Annotated in this window: 18 protein-coding genes, 1 tRNA gene and 1 pseudogene; 7 read left to right on the top strand and 13 right to left on the bottom strand. The window is 70.8% G+C overall.

The window, feature by feature from the left end:
* Positions 1–52: 52 nt before the first annotated feature.
* From OO47_RS06035 to OO47_RS06020, 4 genes are all read right to left on the bottom strand, one after another.
* Positions 53–1,726 (bottom strand): relaxase/mobilization nuclease domain-containing protein, encoded by a 1,674-nt coding sequence (locus tag OO47_RS06035; RefSeq protein WP_051715223.1) that lies wholly within the window; start codon positions 1,724–1,726, stop codon positions 53–55.
* Positions 1,727–2,353 carry a MobC family plasmid mobilization relaxosome protein gene (locus tag OO47_RS06030; protein ID WP_030206232.1) on the bottom strand — a complete coding sequence of 209 codons (627 nt, stop codon included), beginning with the start codon at positions 2,351–2,353 and terminating at the stop codon, positions 1,727–1,729.
* A gap of 99 nt (positions 2,354–2,452) precedes the next feature.
* The gene (locus tag OO47_RS06025; RefSeq protein ID WP_234323090.1) at positions 2,453–3,151 is read right to left on the bottom strand and encodes a hypothetical protein; all 699 of its coding nucleotides are present in this window, start codon (positions 3,149–3,151) and stop codon (positions 2,453–2,455) included.
* 308 nt (positions 3,152–3,459) lie between these two features.
* Complete coding sequence (locus OO47_RS06020) at positions 3,460–4,662, bottom strand: DUF3631 domain-containing protein (RefSeq protein ID WP_033208194.1); 1,203 nt, start codon at positions 4,660–4,662, stop codon at positions 3,460–3,462.
* Between the two features lie 290 nt (positions 4,663–4,952).
* Here OO47_RS06020 and OO47_RS06015 point away from each other — a divergent pair, with 290 nt between their 5' ends.
* The 3 genes from OO47_RS06015 (at position 4,953) to OO47_RS06005 (ending at position 7,060) form a co-directional block, all read left to right on the top strand.
* Positions 4,953–5,447 (top strand): helix-turn-helix domain-containing protein, encoded by a 495-nt coding sequence (locus OO47_RS06015; protein WP_030206224.1) that lies wholly within the window; start codon positions 4,953–4,955, stop codon positions 5,445–5,447.
* A 138-nt stretch (positions 5,448–5,585) separates the two neighbouring features.
* Positions 5,586–5,849: an excisionase family DNA-binding protein gene (locus OO47_RS06010; RefSeq protein ID WP_051715220.1), complete on the top strand. Its 264-nt coding sequence runs from the start codon at positions 5,586–5,588 to the stop codon at positions 5,847–5,849.
* Complete coding sequence (locus OO47_RS06005) at positions 5,849–7,060, top strand: tyrosine-type recombinase/integrase (protein WP_234323089.1); 1,212 nt, start codon at positions 5,849–5,851, stop codon at positions 7,058–7,060. Before OO47_RS06010 ends, OO47_RS06005 begins: the two co-directional genes overlap by 1 nt.
* A 90-nt stretch (positions 7,061–7,150) precedes the next feature.
* Here the strand turns inward: OO47_RS06005 and OO47_RS06000 are convergent, their stop codons facing one another.
* Genes OO47_RS06000 through OO47_RS05975 form a run of 6 tightly spaced genes read right to left on the bottom strand, consistent with a single transcriptional unit; the run spans position 7,151 to position 9,588 of the window.
* Entirely contained in the window at positions 7,151–7,450 is a 300-nt protein-coding gene (locus OO47_RS06000; protein ID WP_030206217.1) for a sulfurtransferase TusA family protein, read from the bottom strand.
* Entirely contained in the window at positions 7,447–8,109 is a 663-nt protein-coding gene (locus OO47_RS05995; RefSeq protein ID WP_030206216.1) for a class I SAM-dependent methyltransferase, read from the bottom strand. Before OO47_RS05995 ends, OO47_RS06000 begins: the two co-directional genes overlap by 4 nt.
* Before the next feature lie 58 nt (positions 8,110–8,167).
* The gene (locus tag OO47_RS05990) at positions 8,168–8,503 is read right to left on the bottom strand and encodes a YnfA family protein (protein ID WP_030206215.1); all 336 of its coding nucleotides are present in this window, start codon (positions 8,501–8,503) and stop codon (positions 8,168–8,170) included.
* A gap of 11 nt (positions 8,504–8,514) precedes the next feature.
* Positions 8,515–8,829 (bottom strand): hypothetical protein, encoded by a 315-nt coding sequence (locus OO47_RS33870; RefSeq protein WP_158708630.1) that lies wholly within the window; start codon positions 8,827–8,829, stop codon positions 8,515–8,517.
* Positions 8,810–9,256, bottom strand: a complete 447-nt coding sequence (locus OO47_RS05980) for a MerR family transcriptional regulator (RefSeq protein WP_030206213.1) — start codon at positions 9,254–9,256, stop codon at positions 8,810–8,812. Before OO47_RS05980 ends, OO47_RS33870 begins: the two co-directional genes overlap by 20 nt.
* Positions 9,253–9,588: a hypothetical protein gene (locus OO47_RS05975; RefSeq protein ID WP_030206212.1), complete on the bottom strand. Its 336-nt coding sequence runs from the start codon at positions 9,586–9,588 to the stop codon at positions 9,253–9,255. Before OO47_RS05975 ends, OO47_RS05980 begins: the two co-directional genes overlap by 4 nt.
* 194 nt (positions 9,589–9,782) lie before the next feature.
* On the opposite strand from OO47_RS05975, the gene OO47_RS05970 reads away from it, so the two are divergent.
* Positions 9,783–10,118 carry an ArsR/SmtB family transcription factor gene (locus OO47_RS05970; protein ID WP_030206210.1) on the top strand — a complete coding sequence of 112 codons (336 nt, stop codon included), beginning with the start codon at positions 9,783–9,785 and terminating at the stop codon, positions 10,116–10,118.
* A 1-nt stretch (position 10,119) separates the two neighbouring features.
* A pseudogene (locus OO47_RS33260) lies at positions 10,120–10,819 on the top strand (cation transporter).
* 135 nt (positions 10,820–10,954) lie between these two features.
* Here the strand turns inward: OO47_RS33260 and OO47_RS05960 are convergent.
* Positions 10,955–11,025, bottom strand: a tRNA-Gly gene (locus tag OO47_RS05960).
* Between the two features lie 411 nt (positions 11,026–11,436).
* On the opposite strand from OO47_RS05960, the gene dcd reads away from it, so the two are divergent.
* Together dcd and OO47_RS05950 are read left to right on the top strand one after the other, a co-directional pair.
* On the top strand, positions 11,437–12,012 hold the full coding sequence (dcd, locus tag OO47_RS05955) for a dCTP deaminase (protein ID WP_030206208.1): 576 nt from the start codon (positions 11,437–11,439) through the stop codon (positions 12,010–12,012).
* Positions 12,013–12,025: 13 nt separating this feature from the next.
* The gene (locus tag OO47_RS05950; RefSeq protein ID WP_030206205.1) at positions 12,026–12,523 is read left to right on the top strand and encodes a phosphoribosyltransferase; all 498 of its coding nucleotides are present in this window, start codon (positions 12,026–12,028) and stop codon (positions 12,521–12,523) included.
* Positions 12,524–12,590: 67 nt separating this feature from the next.
* Here the strand turns inward: OO47_RS05950 and OO47_RS05945 are convergent, their stop codons facing one another.
* Positions 12,591–13,469, bottom strand: coding sequence for a Yip1 family protein (locus OO47_RS05945; protein WP_030206202.1), 879 nt, complete (start codon positions 13,467–13,469; stop codon positions 12,591–12,593).
* A 147-nt stretch (positions 13,470–13,616) separates the two neighbouring features.
* Entirely contained in the window at positions 13,617–15,878 is a 2,262-nt protein-coding gene (locus tag OO47_RS05940) for a (Fe-S)-binding protein (RefSeq protein ID WP_030206200.1), read from the bottom strand.
* Between the last annotated feature and the right edge of the window lie 9 nt (positions 15,879–15,887).

The following is a 15,887-nucleotide window of genomic DNA, read 5'->3' as shown; positions in this document are numbered from 1 at the left end:
GCGGCGGGGTGGATCTTCAGGGTGTGCTCCTTGTCGGATGGCGGGATGGGGTTCAGCGCGTACGGCGCTGCTGGTCGGTGGGGACGGGGCGGTAGGGAGCCGACTGGGGTGCCGGGGCGCGGCTGGTGGTGCGCTGGGTCAGGTCGGCGAGGCGGTGCAGTCGCCAGGTGAGGACTTCGCTGACGCTGGTGGCGGTGTCGAGTTCTCGCCTGGCGGTCGCTTCGGTGAGGAGGGCGGCGGGGTTGTGGCCAGCGGTGCCAGCTTGGGCGAGGGTGGCTGCGAGGGCGGGCCAGCCGGGCTCGGCGAGGATCTGTTCGGCCTGTTCCGGGAGAGCTCGGCGCACGGTCGCCTCCTGCTGGCGACGAATCCACTCGGGCAGCTCGGTTCCTCGCCGATGAATCACGGCCAGCGGCTCGGATGCCGTGGCCTGGTACGCGGCCCGGAGGTGCTCGGCTGCCTGTCGTGCGGCCTCCGCCTGTTGGGTGTGGCTGCGGGTGCGGTGCCAGTGCTGCGCGGCCACGGCCGCCAGCAGAACGGCGTCGAGGAGGACCGCAAGGATGACTCCGTCCTTCGGGGCGGGTTCACGCAGGATCGCCTTGACCGCCCGGCGTGTGGCCTGAACCTGCTGGTGTTGGGCGCGGATGCGGGAGCGGCTGGCCCGCTCGAAGGCGGTGGCTGCATGCAGGAGTTCGGTCCGCAGGCCCGGAGGGGCGGCGAGGGGCAGGAGGTCGAGCGTTTCGGCGAGGACGGCGATGTGCGCCTGCCCAGTCTCGTCCTCGCTGTGGTCGAGGAGCTCGGGCACCTGGTCGGTGGCACGGGCGAGGCGATGCCAGGCACGGGGCTTCGATGGTGCCGCTGGACTGGTGTCGGTGTCGGTGTCGGTGTCGGTGTCGGTGGCGGTGAGGCGTTCCTTGATCTTGGGGTAGGAGAGGTCGGGGGCGAGGGAGGAACCGGAGAACCAGACGGGCCGGCCGTCCTTGTTGCTGTCGCCGGCAAGGGCGACCTTGTAACCGCGGATGTCCCCGGAGGGGAATCGCTGGATCTCCACGAGTACCCCGGAGCCTTCGAGGAGGCGGAAGAACTCCGCGGGTGTTGTGGCTGCTGCGAGGAGGGTGCGGGCGGTGGTGCGCAGGCGTTCGCGGGCGGTTGTGGCTCGGCCGGTGCGCTGGGCCTTCTCCTGCTCGGCGCGGGTGGGGCGCTTGGCGGCGGTGCGGTCGCCGCGCGGGACCTGGCGGAGCCCGTATTCCTTCTCGATGGCGACGAGTTCTTTGTCGGCGCGCAGGAAGTCGTTCCAGTTGCGGGGCGGGCGGAGGTCGCCTCGGACCTTGGTGGCGACGATGTGGATGTGGTCGTCGGCGTGGCGGACGGCGATCCAGCGGCAGGCGTCGGGGTCGCCGGCCGGGGCGATGCCGGTGGCGTCGAGGACGCGGCGGGCAATGGTGGCCCACTCGTCGTCGGTCAGATGGCGGTCCTGAGGCACGGCGCGGATCGAGCAGTGCCAGACGTGGTTCTTCGGCGCCTTCGGTCCGGCCTGCTTGACGCGCAGGTCGAGGGCGGTGGCGAGCTGGGCGAGTGTGGCGTCGGGGTTGCGGCCGGGGTCGGGGGCGAAGCCGTCCCAGGAGGCGACGAGGTGGGGGTCGGTGTGTTCGTTGGCGCGGCCGGGTCCGTAGAGGTAGTTCAGGACGCCTCGGGTCTTGTGGCCGGGCTTGACGATGTTCGCGATCAATCAGGCCGCCCGGCGGTTTGTGGCGGCCACATCGGCGGCGGCGTCGACCGCAGCGACCGCCTGCTGCACCGCCGCCACGAGGCGGCGGGCCTCGGCGAGCACGGCGGCGTCCACAGGGTGTGCCTCGCCGCCGGCGTTGAGGCGGTGGGCGATCTGGTTCGCGTTCGTGCCGATCCTGGCGAGCTGCGTACGCAGCGCAGCGTACTCGTCGATCAGGTCGTCGGAGGCGGTTCGCTGCTCGGGCAGGGCGAGGTCGCCGTCGAGGTGGGCCATGACGATGGCGCCGACGAGATGCGCGCCGGCCAGACCGAGGCGACGGGCTTCGTCGAGGATCGCCTGCCTCTCGTCGACGCTGTAGCGGACGTCGACGCGCTCCTTGCGCTGCACGTCCTGGCGGGCGCGACGGCGGGCGACGCGGTGCAGCGCGGCCTCGTCGGCGGCACGCAGACCTCCTGTCCCCGGTGCGCCCTCGCGCCGGGGACCCGCCTCCGCCACCCCCGGGGTGGAGGCTTCCGCGTGGGACCGGCCCTTGGACGGTCCAACGCCATACCTTGCTCCGCCCGGGGCTGGGGTCGCGGCCTGCTGCTGGGTGGCGTACGGGGAACTGGGGAGGGGCTGTTCGTGCATGCGCGGGCTCTCTGATCGTGCGGGGGCGGTGACGGCGGAAGTGGTCTCGCCCCGGAGGGGCTTCCGGGGCGAGCGTCCGGTGTGCGGAAGGGCTCTGGCCTACGCGGCGACCTCGGTGAAGGACTGGTCGCGCTCGGCCTGGAGCAGGGCCTTGGCCTTCTCCAGGCGTTCGCGGCGGCCGGGCCTGAGGCCCTTGTCGCGGATGGCCGTCTCCATGTGGCGGCGGGAGACGCGGCCGTCACGGCCCAGGGGAGCGGTGCGCCCGATCTCGACCACCTGCTCCCACGTGGCCATCGGCCGCTGATCGCCACGCTTGGCGGACGGCTTCTCGGGCTCGGCCACTTGCCGGGCAGCCTCCTCGGCTTCCTCGGCCACGTTGTTGTCTGACGGCGGCTCCTTAGCCGTTGCTGCCGCGCCACCTTCTGGAGTGGTGGCCGCCGTGATGTGGCGGCCACCATCGCGAGGTTCTGCGTGGGTGGGGCGGCGCTGGACGAGGAGGTAGAGGTGGACGGCGCCGGCGAGGGCGAGCGGGGCGATGGCGGAGATGGCGCCGACGGTGATGTCGTCGAGCGCGAGCCCGCCTGGCCGGGTCTGCTGGTTGAGGCGGACGGCGTGCAGGACGTTGGCCCAGATGCTGGTGACGGTCGCGATGCCGACCAGGGCCGAGACGTACAGGCGGGGCTTCAGCGGCGCGCTGCGCAGGACGAGGAGGGCGCCGATGCCGATGGCGATGAAGCCGTCGATCACCAGGGGGAAGGCGTACGTGAGCAGCCAGTGGATGTGGCTGGCGGCGGCCATCTGACGCAGGGCGTCGTAGGAGAGTGCGAAGGCCGCCAGGGCCAGGAGGGCTACGCCGGTTCGGATGGCGAGAGCCAGAGGTGGCGGTACAGAGACGGCAGGGCTGGGCGGGATCAAGCGGTGTGCTCCAGGGAGGGGGGGTGGCCACGGGGGCATGGTGGCCATGAATGCTGGGACTCGTCCCACCCGTCCCGCCGCTGGTCAGGGCAGGTACGGGTGGGACGGCGATGTCGAGTCGACTCGTTGCGGGTCGGTGACTCGTCCCCGCGCTGACCTGCGCGGGGACGAGTGGGACGAGTCGGGAAGGGTCAGGCGCCGGGCTCGACGGGGAGCGTGGCTGCTGCCTCGGGCGGGCAGTAGCGCGTCCACGCGTCGGTGAACTGGACGCGGGTGAAGCCCTTGGCCTGGTGGCCGCCGGGGAAGCGGCGGTTGGCCGACTTGATGCCGTAGTCCTGGAGCAGGATCTGTAGGCCGCGCGGGGTCAGCCCGTTGGGGCTGTGCTCGGCCCAGGGCGCCTCGGGATCGGCGTTGAGGATCTCCAGGAGGCGGCCGGTGCGGATCGCCGGCTGGTCGCCCTCGGAGGCGAAGGCACGTCGGATGTCGGCGAGGATGCGGATCTTGAGCCCGCCGTCCTCGTCGCGCCCGGCCTCGTAGTCGGTCATGGCCGTGCACGCGGTACGGGCCAGGACGGGCCAGTGTCCGCCCGCGAGGTCGGCGACGCTGATCAGCGGGGCCCAGGTGTCTGCGGCACGGTCCTCGACCGGCATCTTCGGCTCCAGGGCGAGTGCCTTCTCGCGTACGGAGGCGAGCCAGGCCGCCAGCCGAGTCCGGAGCTCGCGTACCGCCAGGTCGTCGCGGCCGTAGCGCCAGAAGCTGACCTTCTCGGTCGAGGCTCGGCGGCGCATGCGGATGACGACCGACCGGTCCATGATCGTGTCGGGGAGGTCGCCGATTCCGGCGAGGGCGGCCATGGCGAAGGTGTCGAACTTGACCACCTCGTGGTTGGGGCCGGTGACGCGCAGGGTGGGTCGGTTGCGCTGGTGGCCTGCGTTGAGCAGGCCGCGCATCTCCTCGTTCTTCTCCGCGACCTTCGCGCTGCCGAAGATCGTGTCGACTTCGTCGACCAGGAGCGTGGGCGGGTTGCCCTCGCCGATCGACCGGAAGATCGCCGCGGCGGAGGCGTTGACCGTGATCAGCGGCTCGTGGACCGCCTCGATCAGGACTTCGAGCAGCCGCGATTTCCCGCAGCGCTTGGCGGGCCCGACCACCGCCAGGCGCGGTGCGTGCTGCCACACCGTCTGGAGGTGGGTCGCCGCCGCCCACAGCGTGGTCGCGGTCAGGGCTTCGTCGCTCGGCATCACGACGTAGCGCCGGATCGCGTCCCGGAGCAGGTCCAGGACCTCTACGCCCTCGGGGTCTGCGGCGGGCGGCGGGGCGGTCGGCTGGCCGGGGATCGCTGTCGGCGGCCACTCGACGGGAAGCGATGGCGTGTTCGGGGTGGCTTCGTCCATACTGGACATCGAGCTCCTCAATCTGCGGCCATATGGGACGGCAATCCCGGCACTGCAGCTAGTCGTTCAGGGATGGGCGGCGTGAGGTTTGCGCTTTGAGCCCCTCGGTGTCGCAAGCACCGGGGGGCTTTTTGCATGTCTGGCTGGGTGCTGGCGGTCTCCTGCGGACAGCAGCGGTCCAGCACAACAACCATGCCATACGCAGAGTGGCTATGCAAGTGGCAGAACATGGTGTACTGTTTAGGCTGCTGCGAATTGCAGTGACATGCTGCGAGAGGAAGGAGGGGTCGATGTCCGACGACGACGGCGAGGACGCATCCGAGGGCGTCCTGCTCAAGGGCGAGGACAACGCCGCCAAGCGGATCAAGGCTGAGCGCGAGCAGCGGGGCTGGAGCACCACCACGCTCTCCGACCGGCTCAACGAGGCCGGTTACGAGATGAACCCGTCAGCGGTGTGGCGGATCGAGAACGGCAAGCGCCGCATCAACCTCGACGAGGCCATCGGCTTTGCCGAGGTCTTCGGGGTGTCGCTGTCCAACCTCGTCGGCCCGCCGGCCTTGGCCGCCGCCGGCCGCGCCATGGAGCTGATTGACACCGTCGTGGCCGCCAACGCGGCAGCCCAGAGAGCTCAGCACGCGTGGCGCCGGGCGAACGCCGAACTCGTCGCCTACCTCGACGAGCACCCGAGCATCCGCGAGGCGGCCGACGTGATGGTCAGCAACGCCATCGCCGAGAACACCATGAAGATCAACCAGGAGGAGTTCGGGCCGCCGCCCCAGCCGTAGCCCGCCCCTCCGGCCGCCCTGGACCGCAAACCCCAGGGCCGGCCGCACCACCACGCCCATCCCATCCCTGAACGACACGGCCCGGCCGGGGTTGCCGCCCCACCAGCCGAGGCCAGGAGAGGACCGCCCTTGCGCCAGATGGCGATACCCCATGCCTTCACCCAGCCCCGTGCGGCGAAGGAGGTGAACAACAACGACCGCCTGCTCGCCGTCGACGAGGCCGCCGACCGTCTCGGCACCGGCGTCCGGTTCGTCCGCCGGCTCATCGCCGAGCGCAGGATCCGCTACGTGAAGCTCGGCAAGCACGTCCGGATCTCGGAGAGCGTGCTCACCGCGTACGTCGAGGAGCGGACGGTCGAGCCCGTCCGCGCCCACCGCTCCGGCTTCGGGATGGTGGCCTGATGGCGCGACCCCGCAAGAGGGCCCCGCGCCGCAGCTTCGGCGCGATACGCCGGCTCCCCTCCGGCCGCTGGCAGGCCCGCTACCCCGGAGTGGACGGCGTCCTGCGCGCCGCCCCGGAGACGTACGAGACGAAGCGCGAAGCCGAGATCTTCCTCGCCCAGGTCCAGGCCGACCAGGCCCGAGGCGACTGGATCGACCCGACCGCCGGCGAGGTGCTGTTCGCCGAGTACGCCACGCGCTGGATCGACGAGCGCGGCGTCGCTCCCACCACCGAGGAGCTGTACCGGCGGCTGCTCCGCCTTCACCTGGAGCCGACCTTCGGCGACCACTACGTCAACGCCGTCAGCCCCGCCAAGGTCAGGACCTGGCGCGCGGAACGACGGAAGGCGACCGGCGCCACGACGACCGCCAAGTCGTACCGCCTCCTCAAGGCCATCATGCAGACGGCCGTTGAGGACGACCTGATCCGCCGCAACCCCTGCTTCATCCGCGGGGCTGGGCGCGAGGACGCGGACGAACGGCCCGTGGCCACCGTCGAGCAGGTCTTCGCTCTCGCCGAGGCCATCGGGATCCGCTGGCGGCTGATGGTCCTCCTCGGCGCCTTCGCCTCCATGCGGCCGGAGGAGCTGGCCGAACTGCGGCGCTCTGACATCGACCTCGACTCCGGCTCCGTACGGGTCCGGCGGGCCGCCCCGGAGCTGAACACCGGACGCAGGGTGATCGGTGACCCCAAGTCCCGAGCGGGAAAGCGGGAGATCATGCTGCCCGGTTTCATCCTCCTCGACGTCCGCCGGCACCTGGAGTGGTTCGCCCAGGACGGCCCCGACGGCCTCGTCTTCGTGGGAGAGAAGGGCGCGGCCCTGCGCGGCACCACCTTCGGCCGGAAGTGGCGCAAGGCGCGGGACGCGGTCGGCATGCCGAGGGAGTTCCGCTTCTACGACCTCCGGCACACTGGCAATACCCTCGCCGCCGACACCGGTGCCAAGCTGAAGGACCTCATGGTCCGCGCCGGCCAGTCCTCGGAGCGGGCCCAGCTGATCTACCAGCACTCCACCAAGGCCCACCAGCGCAAGATCGCCGACGACATCGACGCGGATGTCCGCAGGCAGCGCGCGGCGGCTTCTCCGAGCTTGACCGAGGACGGGAACGCCGTGGTCCGCATGCTTCCGCTCCCTCTCCCGCCTTCCCCGGCAAGCGCACGGCGGAGGTGACGTCATCGCATACGAAGAGGACCCCGGTGTCGGCACCGGGGTCCTTCTGCGAGCGGGCCGAGTCAGGGGTTCGGTGACGGACGCCGGGTGTCAGTGGTCGACGGTGTGCCAGGGGGCGTCGGGCCGGGTGCGGCGGGCGTCGGCGGCGAGCCGCAGCGCGTAGACCGGTCGTCCGGCCGGGTCGGGGACCGCGCCGAGGTAGTGGTGGCCGGTCATGTGGCACCAGGCGGGCAGGTCGAGCGGAGCGGCGGGGTCGGTGGCGATGACGTGGACGACGGCGCCCGGCTCTGCGCCGTCGATCTCCTTGCGCAGGCGCAGCAGGAGGGTGACGCAGAGCATGCCTGTGCCGTCGACGGTGAGGGCAGGCGCGGGCACGGGTGCGGTGCTCATCGGGGCACGGTCTGGGTGACGCGCCACAGCCGACGGGGCAGGTCGCCCTCCTCGAAGGCGTGGACGTCGTTCAGGGTCCAGCCGTGGGCGAGGCCGTCGACGAGAGCGCGGTCGAAGAAGTGGACGGCGAAGCCGCCGTGCTCGTAGATGTCATCCCCGTGCGCGGTACCGGCCCCGTAGTGCGCGTCGCCGGTGTGCCGAACGGTGTAGACGAAGGTGCCGCCGGGCCGCAGGACGCGGCGGATCTCGCCGACCGCCGCGTGGATCTCCTTCGTGGACAGGGCCATGCACAGCAGCATGTGAGCGAAGACCCCGTCCACGGAGGCGTCCGCCAGAGGCAGCGGATCACGTACGTCGTGCACCGCCGTGCTGACCCGGCCGTCGACGTCCTGGGCGCGGGCGGCTTCCCGCAGCTGCTCAAGGCCGGCGCCGGAGAAGTCGGTGGCCTGGACGGTGAACCCCTCCCGGGCGAAGTACAGGGCGTCCCGCCCGTGCCCGGCGCCGAGCTCCAGCACGTCCCTGGCCCCGGCCGCACGGAACACGTCGGCCGCCCACGTGGCCGGTGCGGAGGGCCGCTCGCCGTACATGCCGGGATGGGCGGTGTAGGTGTCCTGCCAGTGCCGCCGCTGGATCTCGGCCAGCTCCTGCTCGTCCGCCACGGTCCTCGGCCTCCCGTTCGTGTACGGAAGCAGCTTAGATGCGCCTTGTCGCGGCCGGTCAGTGGCTGCGCGGGGCGTACATGATCACGGCCATGCCGGCGAGGCAGACCAGGGCGCCGATGACGTCGTAGCGGTCGGGGCGGTAGCCGTCGGCGACCATGCCCCAGGCGATCGACCCGGCCACGAAGATCCCGCCGTACGCGGCGAGGATGCGCCCGAAGTTGTCATCGTGCTGCCAGGTCGCCACCACGCCGTACAGGCCGAGGGCGATGACGCCCGCGCCGATCCAGATCCATCCCTTGTGCTCGCGGATGCCCTGCCACACCAGCCAGGCGCCGCCGATCTCGAAGAGGGCGGCGAGGACGAACAGGGCGACGGAACGAGCGACGGTCATGCCGGTGGACCCTACCGGCGGCCCGCGTCGCCGATCTTCAGCAGGTCGGCCGTCCCCTTGCAGCCGCACCCGCCCTCGCCCGCGCTCTTCGACGCGCAGGAACAGGAGCGGCGGCGCCGTCCGTACCACCAGGTCCCTGCGGCGAGTACGGCCAGGACGACGGCGAGGGCGGGCAACCAGCCGACCACCATCCCGGCGCCGGCACCGACGACGCCCGCCGTGATCAGGACGGGCAGCGCGCAGCACGCCACACAGGCCAGCGCGGCCAGGCCGCCGAGCGCCTTCGGGGCACGTCCGGGACGAGGGTCAGCAGCAGGGGCCGGCATGGCGCTTCTCCTCGGCGAGGTCGGTGAAGGGGATGGGGCAGCAGGAACTTCCGGCGCACACGGTCAGGTCGTCGCAGCCCGCCTCGACGGCGGCGGCCAGGGCGGTGCGGATGGTGGTCAGGTCGGCGATCTTCGCGTCGACCTCGGCGAGCTTGGCGGCGGCACGGTCCTGGAGACCCGGCACGGGCCGGCCGTGCCGGTGGCGTCCGGCCTCAAGGAGTTCGGCGACCTCGTCCAACGTGAACCCGAGCCGCTGGGCGGCCTTGATCACCCGCAGCGCGGTCACCGCGTCCTCGTCGTAGAGGCGGTGGCCGCCATTGCTGCGCTCCGGCTCGGCCAGCAGCCCGCGCCGCTCGTAGTAGCGCAGCGTCTGGACGTTCACCCCGGCCGCCTCGGCGACCTGCCCGCTGCGCAGGCCCGCGCTCACCGCTCCTGCCCAGCGGCAGCGGTCCGCGCGGCCAGCGCGTCCAGGACTGCGGCGTGCTGCTGGTCCACCTCGATGTCCAGGCCGACCAGGTTCTCGCCCGGGGTGACGGTGAAGGTGAAGAACGAGCAGCAGCCGCCCTCCCGATCCGCCAGGTCCCGCACCCGGCCCTCGACGCCTTCTCCGCCGGCCAGGTCAAGGTGCAGGCGGAGAGGCTGCGGCCTCGACAGCGAGGTCAGCCGTTCGGCGAACAGCGCATCCCATTCGGCGACCCGCAGGGGCCGCTCCTCGGTGGGCAGGGTGCAGGACCGCGGCACCCATGCAAGATCACTCATCGCGCTCACTCCCGTCTCACGCCCCGGTGGCGGGGATGTCTTCGACGGTAAACCTGTACCTCGGTACCGGTTGCAAGGGTCAGACGGCGGCCGGCCGGTGGCTGGACGGCAAGCCGGCGGGGCACGGCACCGGTGGGCAGTGATCCACATGATTCAAGCTTCCCTGAATTCAGGATTCTCTGTACTGTCGGGGTGTGCTGACCGTTGCCTCCGACATCGAGGTGCTGGCCCGTTTCGGCCGCGCGCTCGCCGACCCGATCCGCTGCCGGATCCTGCTCGCCCTGCGCCGGGCGCCGGCCTACCCGGCCGACCTCGCCGACGCGCTCGGCATCTCGCGGACCCGCCTGTCCAACCACCTGGCCTGCCTGCGTGACTGCGGTCTGGTCGTCACGGTCCCCGACGGGCGCCGCACCCGCTACGAGCTCGCCGACGAACGCCTCGGCCACGCCCTGGACCACCTGCTGGCCGCCGTGGTCGCCGTCGAGTCCGACCAGACCTGCCCGGACGCCGCCACGAAGGACTGCTGCTGAGATGACCGCGATATCCCTCGGGCCCTCCCCGGCCCGCCGCGACGCGCTCACCCACCGGATACGGCTGCTGGTCGCCGCGACCATCACCTACAACGTCATCGAGGCGATCGTCGCCCTCACGGCCGGCACCCTCGCCTCCTCCACCGCCCTCATCGGCTTCGGCCTCGACTCCGTCATCGAGGTCTCCTCCGCCGCCGCGGTCGCCTGGCAGTTCTCCGCCCGCGACCACGCCGTCCGCGAAGCCCGCGAGCAGCGCACCCTGCGCATCATCGCCGTCTCCTTCTTCGCACTTGCCGCGTACGTCGCCGTCGATGCCGTCCGCGCCCTGACCGGCACGGGCGAAGCCGAACGCTCCATCCCCGGCATCGTCATCGCCGCCCTCTCCCTCGCCGTCATGCCGTTCCTGTCCGCCGCCCAGCGCCGCGCCGGCCGCGAGCTCGGCTCCGCCTCCGCGGTCGCCGACTCCAAGCAGACGCTCCTGTGCACGTACCTGTCCGCAGTGCTCCTGGTCGGCTTGGTCCTCAACGCCACGCTCGGCTGGTCCTGGGCCGACCCCATCGCCGCCCTCGTCATCGCCGCCATCGCCCTCAAGGAAGGCCGCGACGCCTGGCAGGGCAAGGGCTGCTGCGCCCGCCCCCCAGGCCGTGGCGGCCGAAACGGACGTCTGCGGCTGCCGCGCCGGCTGTGACTGCTGCAACTGAGCAGCGCTAAGCGGGACTGCCGGATCACACCCTGATGCGCCATCAGCTCTCGTATGGCACGCGAATGGCACGCGGACCCCGAGAGGTCTAGACAACGAAGAAGGCCCAGGTCGCTGACCTGGGCCTTCTTTCAAGAGCGGATGACGGGAATCGAACCCGCGCTATAAGCTTGGGAAGCTCATGTTCTACCATTAAACTACATCCGCGTAGCGGGCCGGATGACCGGTGCCGCATCGTTGCACACTGTACCCCATGCGCCAGTTGAGGCGAAGCCGCCGCCCTTCTCGGGCGTGTGCGGAGTGCCGTCCCTGAGAGGGGCTCCCGGTCGCCTAAGGTGGCTGTCTCGTCCACCGCACGCGTAGGGGAAGGGACTTGATGGGTTCCGTGGAGCGCACCGTCGTCCGTTGTGCCGAGGGGCACGTGTTCAGTACCGCCTCGTTCCCGTTGCAGCAGCTCGGGGCCGGGCGGATCGGGCCCGGGCGGCTCATCCGGTGCCCGCGGTGCGCGCGGCTGCGGCACGCGGTGCCGGTGGAGCTCGAACGGCGCTGAGCCGGGAGCGCCCGGGCGCGGGCCCCGCCGATTGGGGCAGGTCCGCGCCCCCTGCGTATCGTGGGGGCGTGCTTCTCTCAGACAAGGACATCCGGGCCGAGATCGACGCCGGACGGGTCCGCATCGACCCGTACGACGAATCCATGGTGCAGCCCTCGAGCATCGACGTGAGGCTTGACCGCTTCTTCCGGGTGTTCGAGAACCACCGCCACCCGCACATCGACCCCGCCATCGAGCAGCTGGACCTGACGCGCGAGGTCGAGCCGGAGGGCGACGAGGCGTTCATCCTGCACCCGGGCGAGTTCGTCCTCGCCTCCACCTACGAGGTCATCACCCTCCCGGACGACATCGCGTCCCGGTTGGAAGGGAAGAGCTCCCTCGGGCGGCTCGGGCTCGTGACGCACTCCACCGCCGGGTTCATCGACCCCGGCTTCTCCGGGCACGTCACCCTGGAGCTGTCGAACCTCGCCACCCTGCCGATCAAGCTCTGGCCGGGGATGAAGATCGGCCAGCTGTGCATGTTCCGGCTGAGCTCGCCCGCCGAGCACCCGTACGGGAGCGAGCGGTACGGCTCCCGGTACCAGGGCCAGCGGGGGCCGACGGCCTCCCGCTCCTTCATGAACTTCCATCGGACCCAGGTGTGAGGCGGTCGCAGTCATGAGTGCAGTACGCGAGAACCTGACGTACGAGGGGTTCGGCCTCGCCGTCCGCGAGCTGGCGCAGACCATCGCCGACGACGGCTACGAGCCCGACGTCGTCCTCTCCATCGCCCGCGGCGGCGTCTTCGTCGCCGGCGGCCTGGCCTACGCCCTGGACTGCAAGAACATCCACCTCGTGAACGTGGAGTTCTACACCGGCGTCGGCACCACCCTGGAGATGCCGGTCATGCTGGCGCCCGTCCCCAACGCGATCGACTTCAGCGACAAGAAGGTGCTCATCGCCGACGACGTCGCGGACACCGGCAAGACCCTCAAGCTCGTCCACGACTTCTGCGTCGACCACGTCGCCGAGGTCCGCTCCGCCGTCATCTACGAGAAGTCCCACTCCCTCGTGAAGTGCGAGTACGTGTGGAAGAAGACCGACGAGTGGATCAACTTTCCCTGGAGCGTCGAACCGCCCGTCGTTCGTCGTGAGGGTCAGGTCCTCGACGCCTGAGCCGCGAGCACGTACGAGAAGGCCCCCGCCGTGACGTCGGCGGGGGCCTTCTCCGTGGTCGTGCGGGTTACAGCGTTCCCAGCTTGATCAGGCTCAGGAGCGCCACCAGCTGGATCGCCGACGCGCCCAGGGCCTTCGGCCACGGGAGGTCGTGGGAGCGGCTCACCATCACCGTGAAGAGGGCGCCCGCCGCCAGCCAGGTCAGCCAGCCGATGACCTGCACCAGGCCGTTCTCGCCGCCCAGGAAGAGGGCGAAGACCAGCCGGGGCGCGTCCGTGATCGACATGATCAGCATCGACAGGCCGACCGTCGGCTGCCAGGAGCCGTCGCCACCCAGCTGGCGGGCCAGGGTGTGGGTGACCGCGCCCAGGATCAGGCCGCCGAGGACGAAGCCGAGGGCGGTCATCAGGACGTACGGGATCGCCGTCGACAGGGTCGCGTTGATCGCCTCGTCGCGGGCCTTGTCGAAGCCGAAGATCGCGAGCAGGCCGTAGAGGAAGGTGACGATCAGCGCCGGACCCCAGACGGCGTGGTCCCGCGTCCGCAGGAACGTGTCCGCGGGGCGCAGCACGATGCCGCTCAGGAGCGCCTTCCAGGGGAGCCGGGGGCCCGTCGGGACGGGGGCCGCGCCGGCGTGGTGGTCCGTGGCCGGGCCGTACGGGTCGTCCACGCTGAACACCTGCGTGTGACCCGGGTTGTTCGCCGTGACCGCGTGCGGGTGCGGGTGCTGCTGCCCGTACGGGTCGCCGAAGTACTCCGGCTCGTCGTACGGCCGCTGTCCGGCCTGAGGGGCGCCCTGCTGCCCGTACGGCGGCCGCCCCTGGCCCTGCGGCCACTGCTGCCGTGCGTGGGGCGGCGGGGCCGCGTCGTACCCGTACGGCGCCTGCTGCGGTTGTCCTTGCGGGGGGCGGTTGTCCCGGCCGCGTCCGTTCCTGAATCCAGCCACGTCAATGAACGTACCCGCTTCCGCCGGTCGGGCGCTCCTTTGCGGCTGACCTGTGACATCCCCCAAGGGACGGCCCGAGGGGCGGTACGTACGGGAACGGCCGCCCCGCACAGGACGTGCGGGGCGGCCGTTCTCCTGATCAGGTGCTTACGCGGCCGGTTCCGGTTCCGGCTCCGACTTCTCCGCCGGCTCCGGGTCGACCGGGGTCTTCACCGAGTCCAGGAGGAGCTGGGCGACGTCCACGACCGTCACCGACTCCTTGGCCTTGCCGTCGTTCTTCTTGCCGTTGACGGAGTCGGTCAGCATGACGAGGCAGAAGGGGCAGGCGGTGGAGACGATGTCCGGGTCGAGGGACAGGGCCTCCTCGACGCGCTCGTTGTTGATGCGCTTGCCGATCCGCTCCTCCATCCACATCCGGGCGCCGCCGGCGCCGCAGCAGAAGCCGCGCTCCTTGTGGCGGTGCATCTCCTGCTGGCGCAGGCCGGGGACGGCGGACATGATCTCGCGCGGGGGCGTGTAGACCTTGTTGTGGCGGCCCAGGTAGCACGGGTCGTGGTAGGTGATCAGGCCCTCGACCGGGGTCACCGGGATCAGCTTGCCCTCGTCGATGAGGTGCTGGAGCAGCTGGGTGTGGTGGATGACCTCGTACTCGCCGCCGAGCTGCGGGTACTCGTTGGCGATGGTGTTGAAGCAGTGCGGGCAGGTCGAGACGATCTTCTTCGCCGACTTCGGCTTCTTCGTCGTCTCGTCCTCGTCGTCCTCGCCGAAGGCCATGTTCAGCATGGCGACGTTCTCGGCGCCGAGCTGCTGGAACAGCGGCTCGTTGCCCAGGCGGCGGGGCGAGTCACCGGTGCACTTCTCCTCGCCGCCCATGATCGCGAACTTGACGCCCGCGATGTGCAGCAGCTCGGCGAAGGCCTTGGTGGTCTTCTTGGCGCGGTCCTCGAGCGCGCCCGCGCAGCCGACCCAGTACAGGTAGTCGACCTCGGTGAGGTCCTCGACGTCCTTGCCGACGATCGGGACCTCGAAGTCGACCTCCTTGGTCCACTCGACGCGCTGCTTCTTCGCCAGGCCCCAGGGGTTGCCCTTCTTCTCCAGGTTCTTGAGCATCGTGCCCGCCTCGGACGGGAACGCGGACTCGATCATCACCTGGTAGCGGCGCATGTCCACGATGTGGTCGATGTGCTCGATGTCGACCGGGCACTGCTCGACGCAGGCGCCGCAGGTGGTGCAGGACCACAGGACGTCCGGGTCGATGACGCCGTTCTCCTCGACCGTGCCGATGAGGGGGCGCTCGGCCTCGGCCAGGGCGGACGCGGGGACGTCCTTCAGCTGCTCCTCGGTGGCCTTCTCGTCGCCCTCCACGGTCTTGCCGCCGCCCGCGAGCAGGTACGGCGCCTTGGCGTGCGCGTGGTCGCGCAGCGACATGATCAGGAGCTTGGGGGAGAGGGGCTTGCCGGTGTTCCAGGCGGGGCACTGCGACTGGCAGCGGCCGCACTCGGTGCAGGTGGAGAAGTCCAGGAGGCCCTTCCAGGAGAACTGCTCGACCTGGGAGACGCCGAAGACGGCGTCCTCGGCCGGGTCCTCCCAGTCGATCTCCTTGCCGCCGGTGGTCATCGGCTGGAGGGCGCCGAGCGCGGTGGAGCCGTCCGCCTTGCGCTTGAACCAGATGTTCGGGAAGGCCAGGAAGCGGTGCCAGGCCACGCCCATGTTGGTGTTCAGCGAGACGACGATCATCCAGATGAACGAGGTGCTGATCTTCACCATGGCGGTGAAGTAGATGAGGTTCTGCAGCGCCCCGATGCTCAGGCCCTTGAAGGCGAGGACGAGCGGGTACGAGGCGAAGTACGCGGCCTCGTAGTGCTCGACGTGGTGGATCGCGCCCTCCAGGCCGCGCAGCACGTAGATCGCCAGGCCGATGGTGAGGATGACGTACTCGACGAAGTACGCCTGGCCCGCCTTGGAGCCGGCGAAGCGCGACTTGCGCCCGGCCCGGCCCGGGAGGCTGAGGAGGCGGATCACGATCAGGGCCGCGATGCCGAGGATCGTCATCACGCCGATGAACTCGATGTACAGCTCGAACGGCAGGAAGCCGCCGATCACCGGCAGCGTCCAGTCGGCCTGGAAGAGCTGGCCGAAGGCCTGCGCCAGGGTGGGCGGCAGGGTCAGGAAGCCGACCGCGACGAACCAGTGGGCGAAGCCGACGATGCCCCAGCGGTTCATGCGCGTGTGGCCGAGGAACTCCCTGACCAGGGTCACGCTGCGCTGGTACGGGTTGTCGGTCCGGGTCCCGGCCGGGACGGGCTGGCCGAGCTTGAAGTACCGGACGAACTGGCCGATGGCACGAGCCAGCAGGGCAACGCCGACCACGGTCAGCGTCAGCGACACAATGATCGCGGCGAGTTGCATGACGGGCTC

Origin of the sequence: Streptomyces bikiniensis, from assembly GCF_000716625.1 — a bacterium.
Classification (GTDB): Bacteria; Actinomycetota; Actinomycetes; order Streptomycetales; family Streptomycetaceae; genus Streptomyces; species Streptomyces bikiniensis.
The sequence above is the reverse complement of the archived record's forward strand: the minus strand, read 5'-3'. Positions and strand labels throughout refer to the sequence as shown.